18 protein-coding genes are annotated in these 21551 nt (G+C 62.1%); 10 read left to right on the forward strand and 8 right to left on the reverse strand.

The window, feature by feature from the left end:
- Positions 1-66: 66 nt before the first annotated feature.
- Positions 67-1674, reverse strand: coding sequence for a Na/Pi symporter (locus tag U5A67_RS04400; protein ID WP_321813205.1), 1608 nt, complete (start codon positions 1672-1674; stop codon positions 67-69).
- A gap of 269 nt (positions 1675-1943) precedes the next feature.
- Here U5A67_RS04400 and U5A67_RS04405 point away from each other — a divergent pair, with 269 nt between their 5' ends.
- Positions 1944-2996, forward strand: a complete 1053-nt coding sequence (locus U5A67_RS04405) for an alcohol dehydrogenase (protein ID WP_321813394.1) — start codon at positions 1944-1946, stop codon at positions 2994-2996.
- 72 nt (positions 2997-3068) lie between these two features.
- Here U5A67_RS04405 and U5A67_RS04410 read toward each other — a convergent pair whose 3' ends face one another.
- Positions 3069-4064, reverse strand: coding sequence for an aldo/keto reductase (locus tag U5A67_RS04410; protein ID WP_321813206.1), 996 nt, complete (start codon positions 4062-4064; stop codon positions 3069-3071).
- 287 nt (positions 4065-4351) lie between these two features.
- On the opposite strand from U5A67_RS04410, the gene U5A67_RS04415 reads away from it, so the two are divergent.
- On the forward strand, positions 4352-6499 hold the full coding sequence (locus U5A67_RS04415) for a tetratricopeptide repeat protein (RefSeq protein WP_321813207.1): 2148 nt from the start codon (positions 4352-4354) through the stop codon (positions 6497-6499).
- A gap of 37 nt (positions 6500-6536) precedes the next feature.
- Here U5A67_RS04415 and U5A67_RS04420 read toward each other — a convergent pair whose 3' ends face one another.
- Complete coding sequence (locus U5A67_RS04420; protein ID WP_205982392.1) at positions 6537-6767, reverse strand: hypothetical protein; 231 nt, start codon at positions 6765-6767, stop codon at positions 6537-6539.
- Between the two features lie 410 nt (positions 6768-7177).
- Here U5A67_RS04420 and U5A67_RS04425 point away from each other — a divergent pair, with 410 nt between their 5' ends.
- Positions 7178-7564, forward strand: coding sequence for a DUF1330 domain-containing protein (locus U5A67_RS04425; protein WP_321813208.1), 387 nt, complete (start codon positions 7178-7180; stop codon positions 7562-7564).
- Here the strand turns inward: U5A67_RS04425 and U5A67_RS04430 are convergent.
- The 3 genes from U5A67_RS04430 to U5A67_RS04440 all read right to left on the reverse strand — a co-directional run bounded on the left by U5A67_RS04430 (position 7521) and on the right by U5A67_RS04440 (position 9095).
- Positions 7521-7985 carry an RbsD/FucU family protein gene (locus tag U5A67_RS04430; RefSeq protein WP_321813395.1) on the reverse strand — a complete coding sequence of 155 codons (465 nt, stop codon included), beginning with the start codon at positions 7983-7985 and terminating at the stop codon, positions 7521-7523. The two genes, U5A67_RS04425 and U5A67_RS04430, sit on opposite strands and share 44 nt — an antisense overlap.
- A 90-nt stretch (positions 7986-8075) precedes the next feature.
- On the reverse strand, positions 8076-8405 hold the full coding sequence (locus tag U5A67_RS04435; RefSeq protein ID WP_321813209.1) for a hypothetical protein: 330 nt from the start codon (positions 8403-8405) through the stop codon (positions 8076-8078).
- A gap of 105 nt (positions 8406-8510) precedes the next feature.
- A complete protein-coding gene (locus U5A67_RS04440) occupies positions 8511-9095 on the reverse strand; it encodes a TetR/AcrR family transcriptional regulator (protein WP_321813210.1) in 585 nt (194 codons plus the stop codon).
- Positions 9096-9325: 230 nt separating this feature from the next.
- Between U5A67_RS04440 and U5A67_RS04445 the strand changes: the two genes are divergently transcribed.
- From U5A67_RS04445 to U5A67_RS04455, 3 genes are all read left to right on the forward strand, one after another.
- A complete protein-coding gene (locus U5A67_RS04445) occupies positions 9326-9988 on the forward strand; it encodes a DUF3313 domain-containing protein (RefSeq protein WP_321813211.1) in 663 nt (220 codons plus the stop codon).
- Positions 9989-10043: 55 nt separating this feature from the next.
- Positions 10044-10238 (forward strand): hypothetical protein, encoded by a 195-nt coding sequence (locus U5A67_RS04450; RefSeq protein WP_321813212.1) that lies wholly within the window; start codon positions 10044-10046, stop codon positions 10236-10238.
- A 140-nt stretch (positions 10239-10378) separates the two neighbouring features.
- Positions 10379-11941 (forward strand): intermembrane transport protein PqiB, encoded by a 1563-nt coding sequence (locus U5A67_RS04455; RefSeq protein WP_321813213.1) that lies wholly within the window; start codon positions 10379-10381, stop codon positions 11939-11941.
- Here U5A67_RS04455 and U5A67_RS04460 read toward each other — a convergent pair.
- Together U5A67_RS04460 and U5A67_RS04465 are read right to left on the reverse strand one after the other, a co-directional pair.
- Positions 11910-12893, reverse strand: a complete 984-nt coding sequence (locus tag U5A67_RS04460; RefSeq protein ID WP_321813214.1) for a hypothetical protein — start codon at positions 12891-12893, stop codon at positions 11910-11912. The two genes, U5A67_RS04455 and U5A67_RS04460, sit on opposite strands and share 32 nt — an antisense overlap.
- A gap of 50 nt (positions 12894-12943) precedes the next feature.
- On the reverse strand, positions 12944-14125 hold the full coding sequence (locus tag U5A67_RS04465) for a glyceraldehyde-3-phosphate dehydrogenase (protein WP_321813215.1): 1182 nt from the start codon (positions 14123-14125) through the stop codon (positions 12944-12946).
- 620 nt (positions 14126-14745) lie between these two features.
- Here U5A67_RS04465 and U5A67_RS04470 point away from each other — a divergent pair.
- From U5A67_RS04470 to U5A67_RS04485, 4 genes are all read left to right on the forward strand, one after another.
- Positions 14746-15135, forward strand: a complete 390-nt coding sequence (locus tag U5A67_RS04470) for a hypothetical protein (protein ID WP_321813216.1) — start codon at positions 14746-14748, stop codon at positions 15133-15135.
- A gap of 69 nt (positions 15136-15204) precedes the next feature.
- Positions 15205-17355: a phosphocholine-specific phospholipase C gene (locus U5A67_RS04475; protein WP_321813217.1), complete on the forward strand. Its 2151-nt coding sequence runs from the start codon at positions 15205-15207 to the stop codon at positions 17353-17355.
- 294 nt (positions 17356-17649) lie between these two features.
- Positions 17650-19854, forward strand: coding sequence for a TonB-dependent siderophore receptor (locus U5A67_RS04480; protein WP_321813218.1), 2205 nt, complete (start codon positions 17650-17652; stop codon positions 19852-19854).
- A 199-nt stretch (positions 19855-20053) separates the two neighbouring features.
- Entirely contained in the window at positions 20054-21496 is a 1443-nt protein-coding gene (locus U5A67_RS04485; protein WP_205982380.1) for an NAD-dependent succinate-semialdehyde dehydrogenase, read from the forward strand.
- The last annotated feature ends 55 nt before the right edge of the window (positions 21497-21551 follow it).

The following is a 21551-nucleotide window of genomic DNA, read 5'->3' on the forward strand; positions in this document are numbered from 1 at the left end:
TAAGTTCAATCGTGTTTTTAGATGAATCGTTCTGCTCCCTTATTGTGCTCACGTACTTTGCGGCCCTTAGTCCGCGAAAGTCAGCGCGCGCGAATGCGCCTTCGCGACCTGTTGCAACGCGCGCCGCAAGGCGCTCTGTCTGCGCAACCCTTCTTCCATCGCCGAGATCGCGAGCGTGCCCGCCGCGCCTGCCTGGAGTAGTTGTGCTTTCAACGCTCCGTAAGCGGCTTCCATCGACTGCGAGAGACTTTCGATCAGCGCGCTGTCGTCGTTGGCGACTTCGTGCTTGCGGTCCGCCGCTTCGATCGTATCGAGCAACGCAAGCGAGCGGCGCTCGAATAAGGCGTACGCTTCGGCGATCTGCGCATCCGGCAATACGCTCGCCAGCGCCGCCGCCTGCAAGGCCTGCTCCGCGGCGCTTTCGTAGTAGCGCAATTCGCGCAGACCTTCGGCCACGTTCGCCGCGGTGGCCGGCACCATCTCCGCGCGATTCATCCGTTGTACGAACTTTTGCGCCGCGCTGAACAGCCGCGTGCTTGCGCCCTGCTCGTGTGCGAGCGCCTGTGCATCGGCGCCCGCGAGCGTCATGCGCAACATGCGCCGCACCAGCGTGCCAATGCGCTGCATCTCGTGGCGTAGCGCATCGACGGCCAGTTCGGGCACCACGACCACGGTATCGTCGAGATAGTAAGGCGCGCCTTCGTCGCCTTCGCGTTCGCGAAAACGACGCAGCAAAAAGCGCGTCAGCACGCCCGCGAGCGGCACCATGATGACGAGGCCGAGCACGTTGAAGGTCGTGTGAAAGAGCGCCAGCGCAATCGCGGGATCATGCGGCAGATGCAGCCAGTCGCCCATCCGCGCGATGAAATCGATCAACCACGGCAGCAAGGCAATGGCCGCCAGCGCCGCCACCACGTTGAAGATCACCTGCGCCACCGCCGCGCGGCGCGCATTGGGCGTCGCGCCGATGGCCGCCAGCAGCGCCGTGGCCGTCGTGCCGATATTCGCGCCGATAATCACCGCCGCGCCGCCCTGCGTGCTCAGCATGCCGCCCTGCGCGGCGGCGAGTGTAATCGTCATGGTCGCCGACGACGATTGCACCAGCAGCGTCAGCACGAGACCGGCGAGCACCTGCAGCAGCACCGCAACGACGCCCTCGCCCTGCGGCAACCGATATTGCGCGACGAGATCGGTAAAAGCGCCCTGCAAGGTCGCGATGCCGAGAAACAGAATGCCGAAGCCCGCCAGCGCATCGCCCAGCGCGCCGCGCCGCTGGCCCACGCCCGTGAGACGCAACGCAATGCCGATCCCCACCAGCGGCAGCGCGAGCGCATCGATCTTCATCTTCAGGCCGAGCAGCGAGACGATCCAGCCCGTAGTCGTCATGCCCAGATTCGCGCCGAACAACACCCAGAGCGCGCCGCCCAGATCGAGCAGCCCTGCGTTGACGAAGCCGATCACCGCCATCGTCACGGCCGTGGACGACTGCACCAGCGCGGTGACCAGCACGCCCGAGGCAAGACCCGCCAACGGCGTGCGCGTGGCGCGGCGCAGAATCAGTTCGAGCGCGGGACCGGCCGCGAGCTTCAGGCCGTTGGTCATCATCGTGATGCCGAGCAGGAACAGGCCGATGCCGCCGATCAGCACGCCCAGCGCATCGATGAGATTCTTCATGCGCGCCCGCTTGTCGCTGTCGTCATCGATGCGCTCATAGGAAATGATCGGACCAATGGTACGCGACCCGCATTTTTCGTGACCGCACTGTGACGGCCACGCGCCGTCATGCGTCCCGGTTATATCCTCATGAAAAACGAACGATCGGACGAATTTATCGCCCAACCGCGTTATGATGCGAAGGAATCGACATCGTCAGCGTGCTTTAAACGACTCAAACGCGAATACAGACACGATCCAAACCGACACCAACGGAGACATCGATGCAGATGCGTTGCTATTGCGTGACCCATCACGGCCAACCTCTCGAACTCGTCCAGCGCGACACGCCGCAGCCGCAAGGCACCGAAGTGCTCGTGCGCGTGCAGGCCGCCGGCCTGTGCCATTCGGACCTGCATATCTGGGAGGGTTACTACGATCTGGGCGGCGGCAAGAAACTCTCGCTCGCCGATCGCGGTATCAAACTGCCGCTCACCCTGAGTCATGAAATCTGCGGCGAAGTGGTCGCAGCGGGCCCCGATGCCGGCGATGTCAAAACCGGCACGGTCGCCGTCGTGCATCCGTGGATCGGTTGCGGTCAGTGCGCGGCCTGCGCGCGTGGCGAAGAAAACATCTGCATGAAGCCGCAATCGCTGGGCGTGATGCGCGACGGCGGTTTCGCCGATTACGTGATCGTGCCGCATCCGCGCTATCTGGTCGATCTGGGCGGCCTCGATCCGGTCAAGGCCGCGCCGCTTGCCTGCGCGGGCGTCACGACGTATTCGGCGGTGAAGAAGTTCGGCGAGCGCATTCATCAGGACCCGGTCGTGATCATCGGCGCGGGCGGGCTGGGCATGATGGCGATCGAAGTGCTGAAGGCGCTCGGCGCGAAAGGCGCGGTCGTGGTGGATGTCGATGCGGCCAAGCGCGACGCCGCGCTCAAGGCCGGCGCGCTGGCCGCGATCGATGCGCGCGCAACCGATGCGGTCAAACAGATCGCCGAAGCCACGGGCGGCGGTGCGCGTGCCGTGCTCGATCTGGTGGGCGCGACGCCTACGGTGAAACTCGCGCTGGATGCGTGCGCGCGCGGCGGCCACGTGGTGGTAGTCGGGCTGATGGGCGGCGATATCACGCTCTCGCTGCCGATCATTCCGATGCGTCCGCTCAAGATCGAAGGCAGCTATGTGGGCACGCTGCCCGAACTGCGTGAACTCGTGGCGCTGATGCGCGAAGGCAAGATGCAGCCTTCTTCGGTGACGAAGCGGCCGCTCGGCGAGGTGAACGAAGCGCTCGAAGCGCTTGCGCAAGGCAAGGTAATGGGACGGCAGGTGCTGGTGCCGTAATGTCGAAGGGCGGCCACCCTGCGCCGCCCTGTTTTCAGACCATATTACTTCGGATAGCTACATAATCCGCAATCAGCGCGCGGCATCGCCCATGCGATAACCGAAGCTCGCTTCGTCCAGCTTTTTCTTCAGTTCAGGATCGAGTTCCAGTACGGCGGCGGCTATCGACGCATCCAGTTGCTCGGGCCGGCTCGCGCCAATCAGCGCGGACGTCACCAGCGGATTCGCCAGCACCCACGCCACCGAAGCCGTCGTCAGCGACTGTCCTGCACCTTCGGCAATGCCACGCAACTGCTCGATTGTTTCGAATTCGCGCTCGTGCCAGTAGCGATCCTGATACATCGATCCCGCCACGCCCACGCTCTGCGAAAAGCGTCCCTCGCCTGGCTTGTTGTCATGCCGGTATTTGCCGGTCAGCAAACCGCCCGCGAGCGGGTTGTACGGAATCACCGCCAGCCCCTCTTCGCCCGCGAGCGGCAGCAATTCGCGCTCGATCTGGCGGAACAGCAGGTTGTAGCGCGGCTGCACGGAAACGAAGCGCGCCACGCGCAGCACATCGGCGCGGCCTAAGGCGCGTGCGAGCCGGTACGCCAGAAAATTCGACACGCCGATATAACGCGCCTTGCCCGAGCGCACGATAACGTCGAGCGCTTCGAGCGTTTCGTCGAGCGGCGTGCTGGCATCGTCGGAATGCAGTTGATAGAGATCGACGTAATCGGTGCCGAGGCGACGCAGCGAATGATCGATGGCGTCGAGCAGATGCTTGCGCGAAGCGCCCTGATCCCACGGCGACGGCCCGACCTTGCCCACGGCCTTGGTCGCCAGAATGAAGCGGTCGCGGCGGCCCTTGAGCCAGCGTCCGACGATTTCCTCGGTCCGGCCCGCGCGCGATTCGCCGCCGCCGAGGGGATACACATCGGCCGTGTCGATAAAGTTGATTCCGGCTTCCGCAGCCTTGTCGAGAATAAGGCGGGAGACGTCTTCTTCGGTCTGCAGGCCGAAGGTCATGGTGCCCAGACACAGACGCGAGACATTGAGGCCGGTCTGGCCAAAACGACGGTATTGCATCGAATGCTCCTCTCTAACGAAGAATCACGGCATGGAGCGCGCGGCGTACCCGCTCGCGCGCGCAATGCGGGCAAGCATAGCGCGGAGCGCTAAAACGAGCCGGGCGCGGCCGCATCGCCTTACATCGCCGAAAGTTTGCGGAAGCATTTGCGGAGCTAGCCCCACCCGTAACCGCGCTGAAGGCTTCATTGCCCGAATAACCGCACGCGGGCGGCTCTAATCGGCGCCTTAGCCTTGCGCGGCCTGCCTTAAGCTTCGTACCGTCCTTCATTTTGCCCAGCCCGACCGTGACTTCGACGACGACCGACGCGCCTCTCCACTCCGACAGCCAGCAGGAAGCGAGCGCGCTGTGCGCGCAAGGCCGCTTCGCCGAGGCGTTCGCGGCGATCGCGCCCGTGGTCGGCACCGAGGCGTGCGCGGACGACGCCACGCGCGTCGAGGCGCTCAATCTCGCCGCGCTCGCCGCGATGGGCGCCGCGCAGCCCGACGCCGCGCAGGCGCTCTGGCAGCGCTGCATCGTCGCGAAGCCGGGGTTCGAGGAGGCCTATCACGGCCTCGCCACGCTGTTCACGGCGCTCAACCAGTTGCCCGCCGCCGAAACGATCTGGCGCCATCTGCTCAGCGTCAATCCCGCCCACGCGGACGCGCAGGGCAATCTGGGCATCGTGCTGCACCGACTCGGGCGCCATCAGGAAGCGGAAAACGCCTATCGCATCGTGCTCGCGCGTCAGCCGGGTCATATCGACGCCCATTACAACCTCGGCGTCCTGCTGCACGAACTGGGGCGTCACGATGAAGCCGAAGCCGCTTATCGCGCCGCGCTCGCGCTCGACCCGAAACACGCACGCGCGCATAACAACCTTGGCACGGTGCTGCGCGAACGCGGCCGTCTGGAGGAAGCCGAAGAAGCCTGGCGCCAGGCGCTGCTCGCCGAGCCGCACTATCCCGAAGCGCTCAACAACTACGGCGCGCTGCTCAAGGCGCAGGCGCGCTATATCGAAGCCGAACTGGCCTGCCGCCTCGCGATCCAGATTCGGCCCGATTACGTCGAGGCGCTGAACAACCTCGGCTGCGTGCTGACCGATCTGCAGCGCTACGCCGAAGCCGAAGGCTTTTATCGGCAGGCCATCGTGCTGCGCCCCGATCACGCCGAAGCTCACTACAACCTGGGCCTCGCGCTGCAGCGACTCGAACGCTACCCGGAAGCCGAAACGAGCTACCGCATCGCGCTGCGTCTCGCGCCGGGCCGCGCGGAAATCTTCAATAACCTCGGATCGGTGCTCTGCGCGCTGGACCGCATCGACGAGGCGCACGAGACCTTCGCCCAGGCGCTGGCGCAGAACCGCGATCTCGCGCTCGCGCACTTCAACATGGGCAGCGTGCTCAAGGAACAGGGCGCGCTCGACGACGCCGTGGCGGCCTACCGTCGCGCCCTCGAACTCGAGCCCGATTACGGCGACGCGCTGTTTCGCCTCGCCACGCTGCTCATCACGATGGGCCGCTACGACGAAGGCTGGCGTCTTTACGAGCGCCGCTACGAGAACAACGGCTTCGTGCATTACGCGTCGCGGCGCATGCTGAGCTGCCCGCACTGGCAAGGCGAGCCGATCGCCGGCAAGTCGCTGCTGCTCTGGCAGGAGGACGGTCTGGGCGACATGCTGCAGTTCTCGCGTTACGCGCGACTGCTCAAGGCGCAGGGCGCGGCGCATATCGCGTTTGGCGGCGTCGAGGCGCTGCATTGCATTCTCGATGGCGTCGAAGGCATCGACACGCTGCTCACTCACGCCGAAGCCAGCGAGCGCGCGGGCCAATTCGACTATTGGGCCAGCCCGCTGAGCATGCCGCTGCGTCTGGGCACCACGCTCGACAACACGCCGCCGCCCACGCGCTTCACGATCGATCCCGCGCGCGTCGAGCATTGGGGCACGCGTCTGGCGGCGCTGGGCACGGGGCCGCGCGTCGGTCTGGTATGGCGCGGTAACCCCAAACATCACAACGATTTGAACCGCTCGATTCCGTCGCTGGCCGCGCTTGCGCCGCTCTGGCGCGTGCCGGGGCTGAAGTTCGTGAGTCTGCAGAAAGGCGCGGGCGAAGAGGAAGCGCGCGCGGCGCAGAACGCGGGATCGGCGCAACCGCTGCTGCACCTGGGCAGCGATGTCGCCGATTTCGTCGATACGGCGGCCATCATCGCGCAACTCGATCTGCTGATCTGCGTGGATACCTCCACCGCGCATCTGGCCGCGTCGCTCGGCAAGCCCTGCTGGGTCATGCTGCCGCGCCGCGACGTGGACTGGCGCTGGCTCGACGGTCGCGACGACTCGCCGTGGTATCCGGGCAACGTGCGGATTTTCCGCCAGACGGGCAAGCAAACGTGGAGCGACGCGATCGAGCGCGTGCGGCTGGCGTGCGAGGAACGGTTCGGCGCCGCTTCCTGAGTTCGAAGCGGCTGGGCGGGACGACTGACGCCTGGCGTCAGTCCCAGATATTGCGGAACGCCACGGCGGCGATCACCGGCACGCAAAGCACCAGCGGAATCGCAAAGTACGGGATCTCCATATCGACGACCCAGCTGCGGATCAGCCAGCCGACGCCCAGCGCGAGCGTCAGGATGCCCACGAGCGCAGTCAGCGTGTTGAGCACCCAGGTGGGCGGCCGCTTGCGCGTGGATTCCTGCTTGGGTTCCTGCGCGGGGGACGGTTTCATCGGAGCGTAAGGGAAACGTTGAGCGTGCCGGCTGGCACGGCGATTTTTTATTTTACTCCCGCTGCCGGACCGCTAACGGATTGGGCCAGACCCTGAGCGGGCTGTTGCGCGGACGCGATTTCCGGCGCTGGAAAAGAAAAAGCCCGCCTGAATTGGGCGGGCTGAATCCATATCAGGAGGAGACATGGAGGAGACGAGTTAATTCTAGGGTTTTCCCCTAGCCTTGGCAAGTGTTTTTTGCAGCGTGCGCGAAGTTTTTTAAAGGGACTTATCGCGTGTGTTCTGCGGCCTTTTTATGCGGCCGGCTTGTCTCCTCGCCCGTTACCTCGCAGGTAATCGCCCGGCGCCGCCCGGCGCCCTATTCTCGTGTCCAGTGAATCGTTTTCGCACTCACGCACACGAGGATAGCCATGACCGCCTACGCCATCGCCCATCTGCATGAAGTCGATCTTTGCGCCGATATCGTCGAGTATCTGCAAAAGATCGACGCGACGCTCGCGCCATATGGCGGGCGTTTCATCGTTCATGGCGGGCCGGTGGAGCGGCTTGAAGGCGCGTTTAGCGGCGACCTGATCGTGATCGAATTCGCCGATCGAGAGCAGGCGCGCGCCTGGTATCGCTCGCCGGCCTATCACGCGATTTTGCCGCTGCGCACGCGGCACGCGCGCGGCGACGTCTTTCTCATCGATCAGGTGGCGCAGCCGCATCGCGCAACCGACGTGCTGGAGCGGGTGGCGCAGCGAAACGCGGGAATCAGGCGCGTGGCGCGTCTGCTGCCAGCAGCACGCCTTTCTTGAAGATGAAGCAGCCGTAGCCGCGCGCCTCGCCGGTCGTAATCACGCAATAGGCCTGACGCGCGCGCTCGTAAAACGCGAAACGTTCGAGCGAGGCAAACGGCACGGCGCGGCCTTCGGCGTCGTCGACTTCGCGTTGCGCCTCGCGCTGCACGGCCGGCAGCGAGTGCGCATCGCCGACGATTTCCATGCGTAGCGCCGGGTGATCGACAAACCCGTCGAGCGGCAGCACCGAAAGCACGGCACGCACCGCGCGCGGCGAATCCACGCCGTCCATGCGCAGCAGACGGCCCAGCACCGAGTCGCGCGCCACGGCATCGGCCGGGAAATTCGCGTCGCAGATCACCACTTCGTCACCGTGGCCCATCGCGGCGAGTGCATGGAGCACATCGGGATTGAGCAACGGATCGAGATTTTTCAGCACCACGTCTCCTCCTTGTTGTGAGCGCGCCTGGCACGCGCCCGCTTTTTAGAGCGTCAACAATCGTTCGGAATACTGTGCAATCAGCAACGTCTACGCTGCGGTAAAGACGATCGCGCCGTGTTCGCCAACCTGCGTGAAAGTACGCACGAAACGGTAGGTCTGGCCATCGATCGACAGTGAATTGAGACCTGCCTGCGTGGCTTCGAGAATGTCGGCCACCAGGGCGTTACGCACGAAACCGCAACGCGTCCATTCCGCCTGCGTCTCGGCGGCGTCGCCGAGCCAGACATCGCTGCGGTCGGTCTGGGAGCGCACCAGGATCACGCTGACGCCTTTATCGAGCGAGCGTTCGAGATACTCCGATAGCGTCGAAAGCGCTTCGACGGCCACATCGTGCGGCTCGCGAGAGGACGAATCCATAAGGGGCCCCGGGGTCGTGTACGTCACCTTCCCATCGTACCTGAATGCGGCGCCGGCAACGGCGATTTCAGGCCGAAAACGTCGCTGCCGCCGCTGCCAGGCGCGTTATCGGGCCGCCTTTTTCTTCGCTTGCAGCGCTTTCCAGCTTTCGTCGTCGAGCAGACGGTCGAACAGGCGATGACGCGTGGCTTCATCGAGTTCGGTCAGGCCCATCAGCAGATGAAAAGCCATCCCGCTGGCCGCGAAATAGCGGATCAGCGAAAGATCGTGATCGACGGCTTCCTTGCCGATCGCCTGCATGACCTCTTCGTTGCCGTCGCGGTTGCCTTCCAGCATCTGCGGCGACTCCACCATCACGGCGAGCATCGCGCGCGCAACCGAATCGGGCTGATTCAGCGCGTGGCGGAAGATGGCGATCTGCGAAGCGAGCGTCGGCTCTGCCTTGTCGCGGCCTTCGCCATTCATGTAATCGGCCGCGATTTCGATGAATTCGCCGCGCTGATGTTCGAGCAGCGCCTGCAACACGCCTTGTTTCGTCCGGAATTGATGCAGCAGCCCGCCTTTGCTGATGCCGCTTTCGCGCGACAGCGAGTCGAAGGTCAGTGCGCCTACGCCGTCCCGGGTCAGAATGGCCAACGCCGCGGCGATGGCTTTTTTGCGCGAAAGCTCCGAGCGAGTCTGGTTATCCATGTCGAATTGATTGCGTCACTGCTTCGCAACTGGCTCGTAGGCCGTTGCGTCTGGAATGGAAGAACGGCCGGCGGCCGTTTGAGGCCGGCGTCTGGCGTCGCAGGCGCTATCTTAGCCGACCTGGCGATCACAAACAAACCGGATAGACGGTTTATATCCTGACGATTTGCAGTTACGCTGCGTTCGCTGGGATTCACCCACTCTCTCGCGAACCACACAAGGAAACGCCCATGATTGGCCAACGCCTCGCCGCCTGCCTCGCCAGCGGCTCGCTTTCTCTCGTCCTCGCCGCCTGCGCCGGCGTGCAGCCGGTCGCCTATTCCGGCATCGAAGCGTCTCATCAGTTGCGCCCGAATTTCGGCGACGATCGCGCCAAAATTCCGTTCGCCTATGCCACGCCGGTAGTCTGGTCGCGTTACACGCAGGTCGTGCTCGAACCCGTGTCCGTTTATCAGGGCACCGATGCGCAATTCGGCGACATGAAAGACGAAGACAAATCGGCGCTCGCGAGCTACGCGCAAAAGGCTTTCGCCGACAGTCTGGGCAAGCGGTTTCAATTGGGCAGCCAGACCGGGCCGGGCGTGCTACGCGTCAAGATCACGCTCACGGGCGCCGAACGCACCACGCTGCTTGTCGGGCAGGCCATGCATTTCGATATCGCCGGCAATCTCTATAACGGTGTGCAAGCGGTGCGCGGCGGACAAGGTGCGTTCAGCGGATCGGTGTCATATGCCGTCGAGATCTACGACAGCAGCGACGGACGCCTTTTGAAAGCCTATGTCGCCAAGCAATATCCCAACGCGATGAATCTGCCTGCCGCTTTTGGCTCGCTGGGCGCGGCAAAAACGGGCCTGGATAAAGGTGCGCAGGCATTGGTCGCCCAACTGCACTGAAGTCAATCGACTACAGCGCGGCGGCTTTTCATTCAATCAATCAGGATGACTGATCATGCATCAGATGTCGAAAGCCATGATTGCAATGGGACCGCCGCCGCTGGTCATTACGCTTGTATTTATCGGCGCGTATCTCGCCGTAGGCATTCCGGCGCATTTCCTGCTCGGCCCGGGCGCCCGGGATTACCTTGGGACAATCGCCGGCGTATTCGTCAGCCTTGCCTACCTGACGCTGATTTTGGGTTTCTAGCCATGCCTTCCATGGCGTTGTCGCGTCCGCTTTCAAGAATCGCACAAATGATTCGCCGCCTGTTCAGCGCCCTGCGCGATATCGTGTTGGGAAACCTGTAAATGCCGCGCGTAACCATTACGATCGTATGGCTGTTGCCCGTGCTGATTGCGCTCGCAGGCGTGATCGCGCTCGCGCATGCATGGTTGATGGGTGGCCCGGAGTTGTGCATCACCTTCACTACCGGAGAAGGCTTGCAGGTCGGCAAAACGCGCCTGCGTTATCGCAGCGTTGAAATTGGGCAACTGGAAACGTTGCGCATTTCAAAAGATCGATCTCATGTAACGGCGGTCGTGCGACTGCAGGCCGACGCCTCCCGCCTGTCCGCCTGCAGCACGCGTTTCTGGGTAGTGAAACCGCGTATAGAAGGCACCCATGTTGCAGCGCTCGGCACGCTGGTTTCCGGGCCGTATATCGCCGCGGAAATGGGTCACGCAACGAAGACATGCCGCAACTTCAGAGGCTTGGACACGCCGCCCGTGATTGCATCGGCGCAAAACGGTACGCGATTCGAATTGCACGCGGCATCGTTAGGTTCACTCGAAATGGGTTCGCCGGTGTACTTTCGGCGCGTTCAGGTGGGCCGGGTGCTTGGCTACGCGCCGCAGAAAAACGGCGAAGATGTGAACGTCGATGTTTTCGTTAATGCGCCTTATGACCGCTATGTCACGGCATCGTCGAGATGGTGGCGCGCCAGTGGCTTTGATGTGCGCTTGAATGGCAGCGGACTGCGTATCGACACGCAGTCGATCGCCGCGATCTGGAATGGCGGCGTGCAATTCGAGTCGCCGACCGATATCCCGAATCATGCGATCGCCAGTGAAGGCCAAAGCTTTGCACTCGCCGATAGCCAGACCGATGCCACTGCCGCTTCAAAAGGACAGGCCGCGCAAGTGTTGATGCGATTCAACGCTTCGCTGCGCGGCCTGGCCGTGGGCGCGCCAGTTGACTTTCGGGGCGTGGAGATTGGCGAAGTCATCGGCATTCATACTGACGATGATATGACTCATGGCGCCTTCGATATGATCGCGACCGTGAATCTATACCCGATTCGTCTGGGACGCAGCTATCGGAATGCGCTCGGCGAGGGCAACAATGCTGCTGGCCGTGAATTGCTGAGCATGATGATCGCGCGAGGACTGCGTGGCCAACTTCGTATGGGCAATGCGCTAACCGGCCAGCGTTATATTGCGCTCGACTTCTTCCCTCAGGCGCCAGCGGTGCGTTTCGATATGGCGCATCAACCAGTTGAATTGCCTACCGTTCCCAATACGATCGAGGAATTGCAGGATCAATTGAGCAGCACGATTGCACGCCTCGATCGTGTGCCGTTCGACCAGATCGGCCAGAATCTGGCTGTCTCGCTTGATAGCACTTCCACGCTATTCACGAAGGTCAGCGACGAGATCGTGCCTCAGGCGCAGTCCACTCTCCAGTCTGCAGAGCAATCTTTTAAAGCAGCACGCGCAACGCTGCAGCAGGATTCGCCGCTACAGTCGGATGTACATCTGGCGCTGGCACAGCTTAAACGCACGCTGGCCAGCATCGATGCATTAGGCGATTATCTCGAGCGGCATCCCGAGTCACTGGTTTGGGGAAAAACTTCGCCGCCCGCATCGCAGCGATCGTCGCTTACCAGCGATAACCCAGCCCCGCAAAAATAACATCGGTATCGCGGTTATAGCGCGTCACCACGCGATTCCATTCGAGCCGGCCATCCCAATGCTGGGCAAAGCGATACGAAGCGGCGATCGTCACAAGGCCCGAAAACTTTCCCGCTCCCGGGCCTGGCGACTCGCTGTTTTCGTTTTCGTTGATGGCGTAATACGCGCCTGCGCCAAGACCCAGCGTAACCTTGTCGTTCATAAACGCGCGCGTCGCCCATAACTGGCTGGTAATGCCATCGCGACGTGCTGTCTTGCTGCTGCCTTCGTGCAGATAGCCCACCGTAATGTCCATGTATTTCATGAGCCCGCGCCGATATTCAATTGCGCCACCCAGCGCAGAAGGCGAACTGGTCGAATTGACAATCGTTTTGCCGAGATAAACCGCGACTTCGTTATTCGTGACCTTCGACGACGAACCTGCAGCCCAATCGCGCGGGCCCGGTGTACCAGGTGCGTCGAGTTGATAGCCAATACCCAGCATCACGCTGGTAGCATCCGGCCCGCGCTGCACATGAACGCGATTGAGTTGAAGCTGTGTGATCCATCCGCTGGAAGCGTAGTACGCGGCGCGCACGCTATAGACCACGCCCCATCCGTGCACATCCGAATAACTGCCGCCCTGATCGGCTGTTGTCGTATCGAAGTAACGGTAAGGCCCAATACCGGCCTGAATCACAAACTGCGGGCTCGCAACAGGAATGCGCGCCCACAACTGGATCATCTGGCCGTCGCGGTGATGATCCGGGATATGTCCTTCATTGAGCCACGTAAAGCTCGCCGCGAAATACTTTCCGAGACCTTCCTGATAGTTGAAAGCCCATGTGTAGGTATTCGTATTTCCCGCACGCGATCCTCCGCCAAAAAGAGAGAATTCCTGCGCGGACGCCAGCGTGCCATGAAGCAGCAAAAGCGTTGCGGACCATTTCAGACAATTCGATGTTCTGCCCATCACGACTCCGCGCAAGAGTTATCGAGCTTGATGTTCGTTAAACGACCTGTCTATCGCCATGCGCTGCCAACCTGAATATAGAAAGCGTTTTGCCCCGGCCCATGTGCGATATCGAGACCCATCGTCACGCCAAGCTTGCGGGCGATGAGATAGCGAAACCCCGTGCCGAAACCGAAAGCCGTCGGTGCATCGGAAAAGGAATGAATGCCGCCATAAGCCTTGCCTGCTCCGCCAAACCCCAGCACCGACCATCGCGGCGTAACGTAGTAGCGCAATTCGACTTCGCCGGTCAGCTGGTTGCGGTCCTGAAACTTCGCCTGCGATACACCGCGCAGATCGACATAGGGTTGCGCAAAAAACGGAATATCGCCTTGAGAAAAACCGGTATCGGCGCGCAGCCCTAGAACCCACTTCGGCGCGAGGTCGAACCAGCGGTAGCCTTTGGCGGACTGCATCTGGAACGCGCTGTCACTGCCGAAGCCGCCACGCGCGAAATCGGCTTCGAATTCCGCGTAGGTGCCGTTGCGCGGATAAAACATATTGTCGCGCGTATCGTAGTCGACCACGATGCCGCCTTTGCCAATCCGCACGTCCCGCTCGAAGTGGTTAATGCCTTCGGGAATCACCGGGCCGAAACGCGTGGTCGAATCGAAGTAGGTATAGCGCGGGCCGACATACCACGGGCTGTTGCCCACACGGAACAGCAACTGCTGCACAAGCGCAATGCCGCTGAGCTGGTACGCGTTCGCATTGCCTTGCGGGCCGTAATAGTTCAGATGCAGATTGACCTTGCCGAGCACGCCGAGATAGCGAATGCGGTCGTCGTCCCAGGTATGGAAATGCAGCAAGCCGACGCCCCAGCTATGTGTGCCCGTTGCGAAGGCGCCAACGCCCGTGATGTTCGGCGGCGACATCTTTTTGGGCGCGTCTGAATCTGGCTCAGGCTCTCCATGCTCGTTCGCTTCGGAAGCCGATTTTTTTGGCGCAGCGAAATAAAGCAGTCCAAGCCCAAGGCCATAGCCGATTGCCGGCTCCGTGATGATGTCCGGCACGGGCAACACGCCTTTGTGATGCAACAGCATATCGCTCGTGTCGAACTGGCCGTCTTGCGGGTCGATGAAGCGGGACGCATAACCTTCGGCGGCCGCTGCCGTCGATGAAACGACCGCCAGCGCGCAGCACAGCGCGCGAGGCCATGCGATGGCTACGCCCGGACGGGTCGGACGATGCATCAGATGGCAACCATTGCAGGTTGTGCCACGATAGATTTCAATTCGATCACGCTGCCGGCATCCTAAAACGTTAGTTAACGAATTACGGAAATGCGCGTTAAGTGATGCAATTGCTTTTATTCGAAGGCAATGGCCAGCATAACAAATTACATTGAATGTAATCAAGCATGGGTGCCGCTAGTCAATACGCATGAGGCGGCTCGACAGCAGCGAGCACAAGGCGGCAACTCAAGATCGAGCATTCAAACCATGATTTAACAAATCAAAATAATCGTCTCGATTCGTTAAAGAAAAAGGCGATCTTATTAAATGCAAATATTGCGAATCCGCTCAAGAGCAACTCAATCGCCAATTCAAAAGCGCTGACATTGAATCGACTCAACCAGAAAGCAGCATGAAATAAATGCGCGCTTATCTCACCCCAGCACCCTGTCCGTCAGTTGCAAAGTGTTGCAAGTTGCCGTTGCTCTCGACATCAACCCGTCACACCTGTTTCATTCGCTCCAGAAACGTTTGCAAAAGAAAAATCATCGCTCGCAAACGTTTTCACGCGTTTCACAATTCTTTCTTCGAGACCATAGAAACTGTGCGCCGACTCGATCATCGGAATGCAAGCGCATATGCAAAGACGCCTTTTCGAACCGTCGTTGGCAACATGGATATCCGTTGTTCTCGCAACGATCTCGCTCGCCGCCTGCGGCCCGGGTGCGAGCGGCACGACCACTGCCTCAGTGCCTGACACGGTCAGCGCGCAAAGCCCCGCGCGCGACGCCGCTGCCGATCAACAGCCAGCAGCAGCGCCCCGTTCTTCCGCCGCACTCGCCAGCCAGATCGGCACCGCCGCTCCCACCGATGCCGCCAGCTTTGCCTATGCAAACGACCCGGTTCAGAGCGTGCAGGCCAGCCTCGCCGCGGATAGTCAGCAGGTCGCGCCCGTCATGAGTTACGCCCCTGGCGACGAACCGCCAGCCAGCAGCCATTCCAGCAGCACCGCAACGACGCGTCAGTAAGCCACCCAGCAATACACCGTTAATGTGCTTATGCACACATTCATCCAACAAGCAGAAAGGTGAACAAGAATGACGTCAAACAGCCGTCGCCGTTTCCTGCAGACAGTCGCATCGTCGGGCGCCGCCGCCGCGGCCATGACCGTGCTGCCCGAGTCGATTCGCAATGCGCTTGCAATTCCCGCTTTCTCGCGCACGGGCTCGATCCGCGATGTGGAACACATCGTCGTGTTCATGCAGGAGAACCGTTCTTTCGACCATTATCTGGGCCATCTGCGCGGCGTGCGCGGTTATAACGACCGCATGCCGATTCCGCTGCCCGGCGGCCAGCCGGTCTGGTATCAGCCGTCGAAGGAAGACGCCACGAAGCCGGTGCTGCCGTTTCATCTCGATACGCAGACGACCAGCGCGCAATGCGTGGGCGACCTCGATCACTCGTGGTATCCGACGCAATACGCGATCAACAACGGCGCGTACAACCAATGGCCGCAATACAAGACCGATATGACGATGGGCTATTACCTGCGCGCGGACATTCCGTTCCACTACGCGCTGGCCGATGCCTTCACCGTCTGCGATAACTATTTCTGTTCGCTGCCCGGCCCGACGCACCCGAACCGCTCGTACCTGATGACGGGCACGGTCGATCCCACCGGCACGATGGGCGGCCCGCTGCTCGACAACAACGACTATGTGGATGGCGACGTGCCGCCCGCGTATCAACTGCTGTCGTGGACCACCTATCCCGAGCGCCTGCAGGCCGCCGGCATCTCGTGGCAGATCTATCAGCAAGGCACCAATGGCAGCGATCCGATGAACGGCAACTACGGGACCAACATCCTGCAGAACTTCGCCAACTTCATCAACGCCCAGCCGGGTTCGGCGCTTTATCAGCGCGCGCAGACCGTGCGCACGATCGCCGATCTCAAGAACGATGTGCTCGCCAACAATCTGCCGCAGGTATCGTGGCTGCTGCCGCCTGCCGCATTCTCCGAGCATCCGAAATACACGCCGGCCTATGGCGCCGAATACACCTCGCAGATTCTCGACGCACTGACGTCGAATCCCGAGGTGTGGAGCAAGACCGTGCTCTTCATCATGTATGACGAGAACGATGGTTTCTTCGACCATATCGTGCCGCCGCAGCCGCCTACAACGTCGACGCAGGGCAAATCGACGGTGAGCGTGGAAGGCGAGATTCACAACGTCGTCAATCCGGGGCGCGGCGGCAAATACACCGCCGACGGCCTGCCCTACGGCCTCGGCCCGCGCGTGCCGATGACGATCGTTTCGCCGTGGAGCAAGGGCGGTTTCGTGTGTTCGCAGGTGTTCGATCACACCTCGGTGATCCGCTTTATCGAAGAGCGTTTTGGCGTGCACGAGCCGAATATCACGGCATGGCGTCGCGCGGTCTGCGGCGACCTCACCACGGCTTTCGACTTCCGCACGCCCGATTCGTCGATGCCGACGCTGCCGGATACGAGCAACTATATGTCGATGGCCGACAACCAGTGCTCCGCCAACAAGGCCCCGACCGTACCCGCCACGCCGGGCGCGATCGACGCCCAGGAGCCGGGCGTGCGCTATGCCCGCGCGCTGCCCTACGAGTTGCACGTGAACGCACAGGTCGACTCTTCGAAGAAGACGCTGTCGATCACCTTCGCGAACAAGGGCCGCCAGGGCGCGCACTTCTACGTGTACGGCACGAATCGCAGCGACGGCCCGTGGCGCTATACCGTGGAAGCCGGCAAATCGCTCGACGATAGCTGGGATCTGAGCGTAACGAACGGCGTCTACGCCTTCGAAGTGCATGGCCCGAATGGTTTCGTGCGCCGCTTTGCGGGCACGGCGGCCACGTCTTCGTCGTCATCGTCGTCGGGTTTCTTCGGCAAGCACAACGGCACGCCGCAGCCGGAAGTCTCGGCGCAATACGATGTGGCCAACGGCAACCTGTTCCTCAAGTTCACCAACGCGGGCGGCGGCATTTCGCGCCTCACGGTGACGGACAACGCCTATGGCGCACACGAGCGCCTCGTCGTGGTGCCCGCCAACGCGCGCATCGAGGAACCGTGGGTGCTCGCCTCCAGCCATCACTGGTACGACCTCACGGTCACGAGCCCCGACGATGCGACCTTCGTGCGTCGCTACGCCGGCCATATCGAAACCGGCCGCCCGAGCATCAGCGACCCGGCTGCAGTCGCACCCGTCACGCAGTTGAGCTGACGAAGCGGCCGCGCCCGCCTTATCGCCCTTCCAGACGGCGCCTTCGGGCGCCGTTTTTATTTCCTGGCCGAATTCATCCGATAAAAACAGCGCGCTTTGAACACAAATCGGCCCCCATTTCAAGCCAACGGAAGCTGACTGTTGCCAATATCCGACCTTTCAGTAGGCTTGTTGAATTTCTTTGTATATGCGAATCATTTGCATTAGCATTTGCGGCGCTCCTTGAAGTTCTCGCGCCGCCCCCGGCACCCATAACAAAATCAACGTGAGCCGGGCATCCGGCCGATCGAACACATGAAGAAGACCGCCGCCGTCCGCCGTTCCGGCCCCGGCTTTGTCGCCGTGCGCTGCGCCGCCCGTACGCGCATTCCGCTGAGCGCCGCCTTGCTGGTGAGCGCCGGCCTGACGTTGTCCACTTTGTCGGCCACGGGCTGGGCGCAGGAGACCGCGCAGAACGAAAGCCAGACCGGCAGCGCCACGGCGCTACCCACCGTCAAGGTCAGCGCGACGCGCGACAGCGAAGCGGCTTCCCCCGAGCGTGTCTCGGCAGGCGCGCTGGGCAACCGGCGCCAGGTGGACACGCCGTTCTCCACCGACGTCGTCACCACCGAGCAAGGCAAGGACCGCCTCGCCAGCACCGCCAACGATCTGTTCAAGTACGATCCGGCGGTCACGAATATCGGCGACAACCTGACCGGCGAAAACTCGGCGTTCAGCATTCGCGGCCTGCCGATCGACATGCTCAACGGCGTCAAGGTCGATGGCCAGAACTTCCCTTCCTGGGACACCGAACTATCGCTCGAACCGTTCGAGCAGGTCGAACTGCTCAAGGGTCTTTCGGGCTTTATGTACGGCTTCAGCAACCCCGGCGGCATCGTCAATTACGTGCTCAAGCGCCCCACCGACGATCCGTATCGCAGCTTCTCGATCGGTTATCAGTCGGCGGGCGTATTGAGCGAGAAAATCGATCTGGGCGGACGCTTCGGCAACGACAAGCGCTTTGGCTATCGACTCAACCTCGTCAACGACGACGGCAATACCGCCGAAGCCAACGGCCATGTGCGCCGCCAGGTGGCGTCGCTCGCGCTCGACTTCCGCATCACGCCGGATCTCACGTGGACCGTCGACGCGTTTTATCAGAAGCGCAAGACCAACGGCACGCTATTCGGGATCTGGTTTTACGACACGCCGATCCCCGATGCGAGCAAGGTCACGCACCAGCTTACGCAACCGCAGAACTACTACCAGACCGAGATCGCTTCGTTCGGCACCGGGCTGGAATATCGTCTCTCCGAAAACTGGCACGCGAACCTCAAGTACCGCTTCGCCAAGGAAAACCGCACCAACTCGGACAGCCTGCTGATGGTGACCGATGCGGCGGGCAACTACAGCAACACGCTGTACGCGGCCCTGACGCGCTACTTCTACCAGAACCTCGACGCCATGGTGGAAGGCAAATTCAACACCGGCCCGATCAAACATGACGTGGTGCTCGGCGCGAGCTATCAGACGCAGACCAGCGAATACGACAATAGCGAAGGCTGGAACAGCGGCTATTTCCTCGGCAACGGCAATCTCTATCAAAGCACGCTGCTGACCAATGACGCAGTGAATATCGGCGAGAATCTCTATCGCCATGAAGTCACGTCGCAGACTGCGCTCTATGCGAGCGACACGGTGCAATTCAACTCGCGCATTTCCGCGCTGCTGGGCCTGCGTTATACGCAGTTCCGCGACCGTGTCTATCAGCCCGATCAATCGGTCAATGCCGATTACAGCGCGAATCCCGTCACGCCCACCGTTGCGCTGATGTACAAGCTCGATGCCGATTCGACGCTCTACGCGAGCTATGTCGAAGCGCTGCAGCAAGGCGGAGCGGCGAGCAATACCAACGTCAACTATCCGCAGACTTACGGCCCGCTCAAGAGCAAGCAATACGAAGTAGGTTTCAAGGCCGATCATCGCAACTGGGGCGCGAATCTCGCGCTGTTCCGCATCGATCAGGGCTACGAGTACACCAATAGCGCCAATGTGTTCGTGCAAAGCGGCACCAGGCGCTATCAAGGCGTCGATGCGAGCGGCTGGCTGCAACTCGCGCACGACTGGCGTCTGATGGGCGGCGTGATGTGGCTCGACGCCAAGGCCGTCGACGTGGACGATGCCAGCGTCGAAGGCAAGCGCGTCTATGGCGCGCCGCGCTTCACGCTCACGGGCCGCGTGGAATACAACCCGTCGTATCTGCGCGCGCTGACCGTTGCGTTCGGCGGCAAATACGTGGGCAATATGGCCGTCGATGCCGCGAATACGCAATTCGTCCCGGCATACACCACGTGGGACCTGAGCGCGAAATACGACACCCAGGTCGCCGGCAAGGACGTCACGCTGCGCGCCGGCGTGAACAACCTTTTCAATCGCCGCTACTGGACGGCAGCGTGGGGCTACTACGTGATGCCTTCGGCCACGCGCACCTTCGTTGCCAACGCCACGATCGAGTTTTAACGCAGCCACTCATTGCGCGTAAGCGCCAGACAATAAGGGCCTTCGAGATTTTCGAAGGCCCTTTGCGTTTGCGTCGCCAGCAAAGCGCGCGCAGCGGTGGCAGAATAGGCGGTTCTGTTTCCCGGCCACGACGTCACGCGTTGCCGCGCGCGGCGTCGGCTTCCCCTACCGTTGCATTGTTCAAGAGGATCGTTCCATCATGACTTCGAGCGCGAAGCCCTACCCGGATACCCAGATTTACGTCGACGGCGCCTGGCGCGCCGGCGCAAAGACGATCGCCGTGATCGACCCCGCCACCGAGGCGGAGATCGGACGCCTGAGCCTCGCCAGCGAACAGGACCTTTCGGATGCCGCCGAAGCCGCGGCGCGCGCGTTCAACGCATGGCGCAAGGTCTCGCCGCTCGAGCGCAGCAAGCTGATGCGCCGCGCCGCCGACCTGCTGCGCGAGCGCGCAGGCGACATCGCCGCCATCATGACGCGCGAGCAAGGCAAGCCGGTTGGCGAAGCCAAGGCCGAAGTGCTGGCAGGCGGCGACATCATCGACTGGTTCGCCGAAGAAGGCCGCCGTACCTATGGCCGCGTGGTGCCGTCGCGCACGGACGCCGTGCGCCAGATCGTCACGCGCGAGCCGGTCGGCCCGGTCGCGTGCTTCACGCCCTGGAACTTCCCGGTGAATCAGGCCGTGCGCAAGGTCTCGGCCGCGCTCGCCTCGGGCTGTACCGTCGTGCTCAAAGGACCGGAAGAAACGCCCGCGAGCTGCGCCGCGCTCGTGCAGGTGTTCATCGACGCAGGCGTGCCGCAGGGCGCGCTCAACCTCGTGTTCGGCGTGCCTTCGGATGTCTCGTCGTATCTGATCGCGCACCCGGCGATCCGCAAGATCTCGTTCACGGGCTCGACGCCGGTGGGCAAGCTGCTGGCCGCGAAGGCCGGCGAGCACATGAAGCGCGTCACGATGGAACTGGGCGGCCACGCGCCCGCGATCGTGTTCGCCGATGCGGACATTCCGCGCGCCGCGAAGCTGCTCGCCATCGCCAAGTTCCGCAACGCGGGCCAGGTCTGCATTTCGCCTACGCGCTTCCTGATTGAAGACGCGGCCTATGACGAATTCCTCGAACACTTCGTCGCCACGACGAAGACCATCAAGGTCGGCAACGGTCTCGAGGAAGGCGTGCAGATGGGCCCGCTCGCGAACGATCGTCGCCTCGCCGCGATGGAACGTCTTGTCGCCGATGCGCGCGAACACGGCGCGAAGGTGCTCACGGGCGGCGAACGCGTCGGCCGCGAAGGCTACTTCTTCGCGCCCACCGTGCTGGCCGATGTGCCGCTTTCCGCGCGCATCATGACCGAAGAGCCGTTCGGCCCGCTCGCGCCGGTTTCGCGTTTCTCGCGCTACGAAGACGTGATCGCCGAAGCGAATCGCCTGCCCTTTGGCCTCGCGGCTTATGCGTACACGCGCTCGGCGGCCACTTCGGCGGCGCTTTCCGAAGACATCGAAACCGGCATGCTGTCGATCAACCACCACGGCCTCGCGCTGCCTGAAGTGCCGTTCGGCGGCGTGAAGGATTCGGGCTACGGTTCGGAAGGCGGCACCGAAGCGATGGAGCCGTACCTCGTGACCAAGTTCGTCACCGAGCATCGTTGATCGCAGTACGCGCGGCGCGTTGATTCCGGCGCGCCGCGCTTCGAGTTTCAGGCTT

Origin of the sequence: Paraburkholderia sp. J69-1, assembly GCF_905220255.1 — a bacterium.
In the GTDB taxonomy this organism is placed as follows: domain Bacteria; phylum Pseudomonadota; class Gammaproteobacteria; order Burkholderiales; family Burkholderiaceae; genus Paraburkholderia.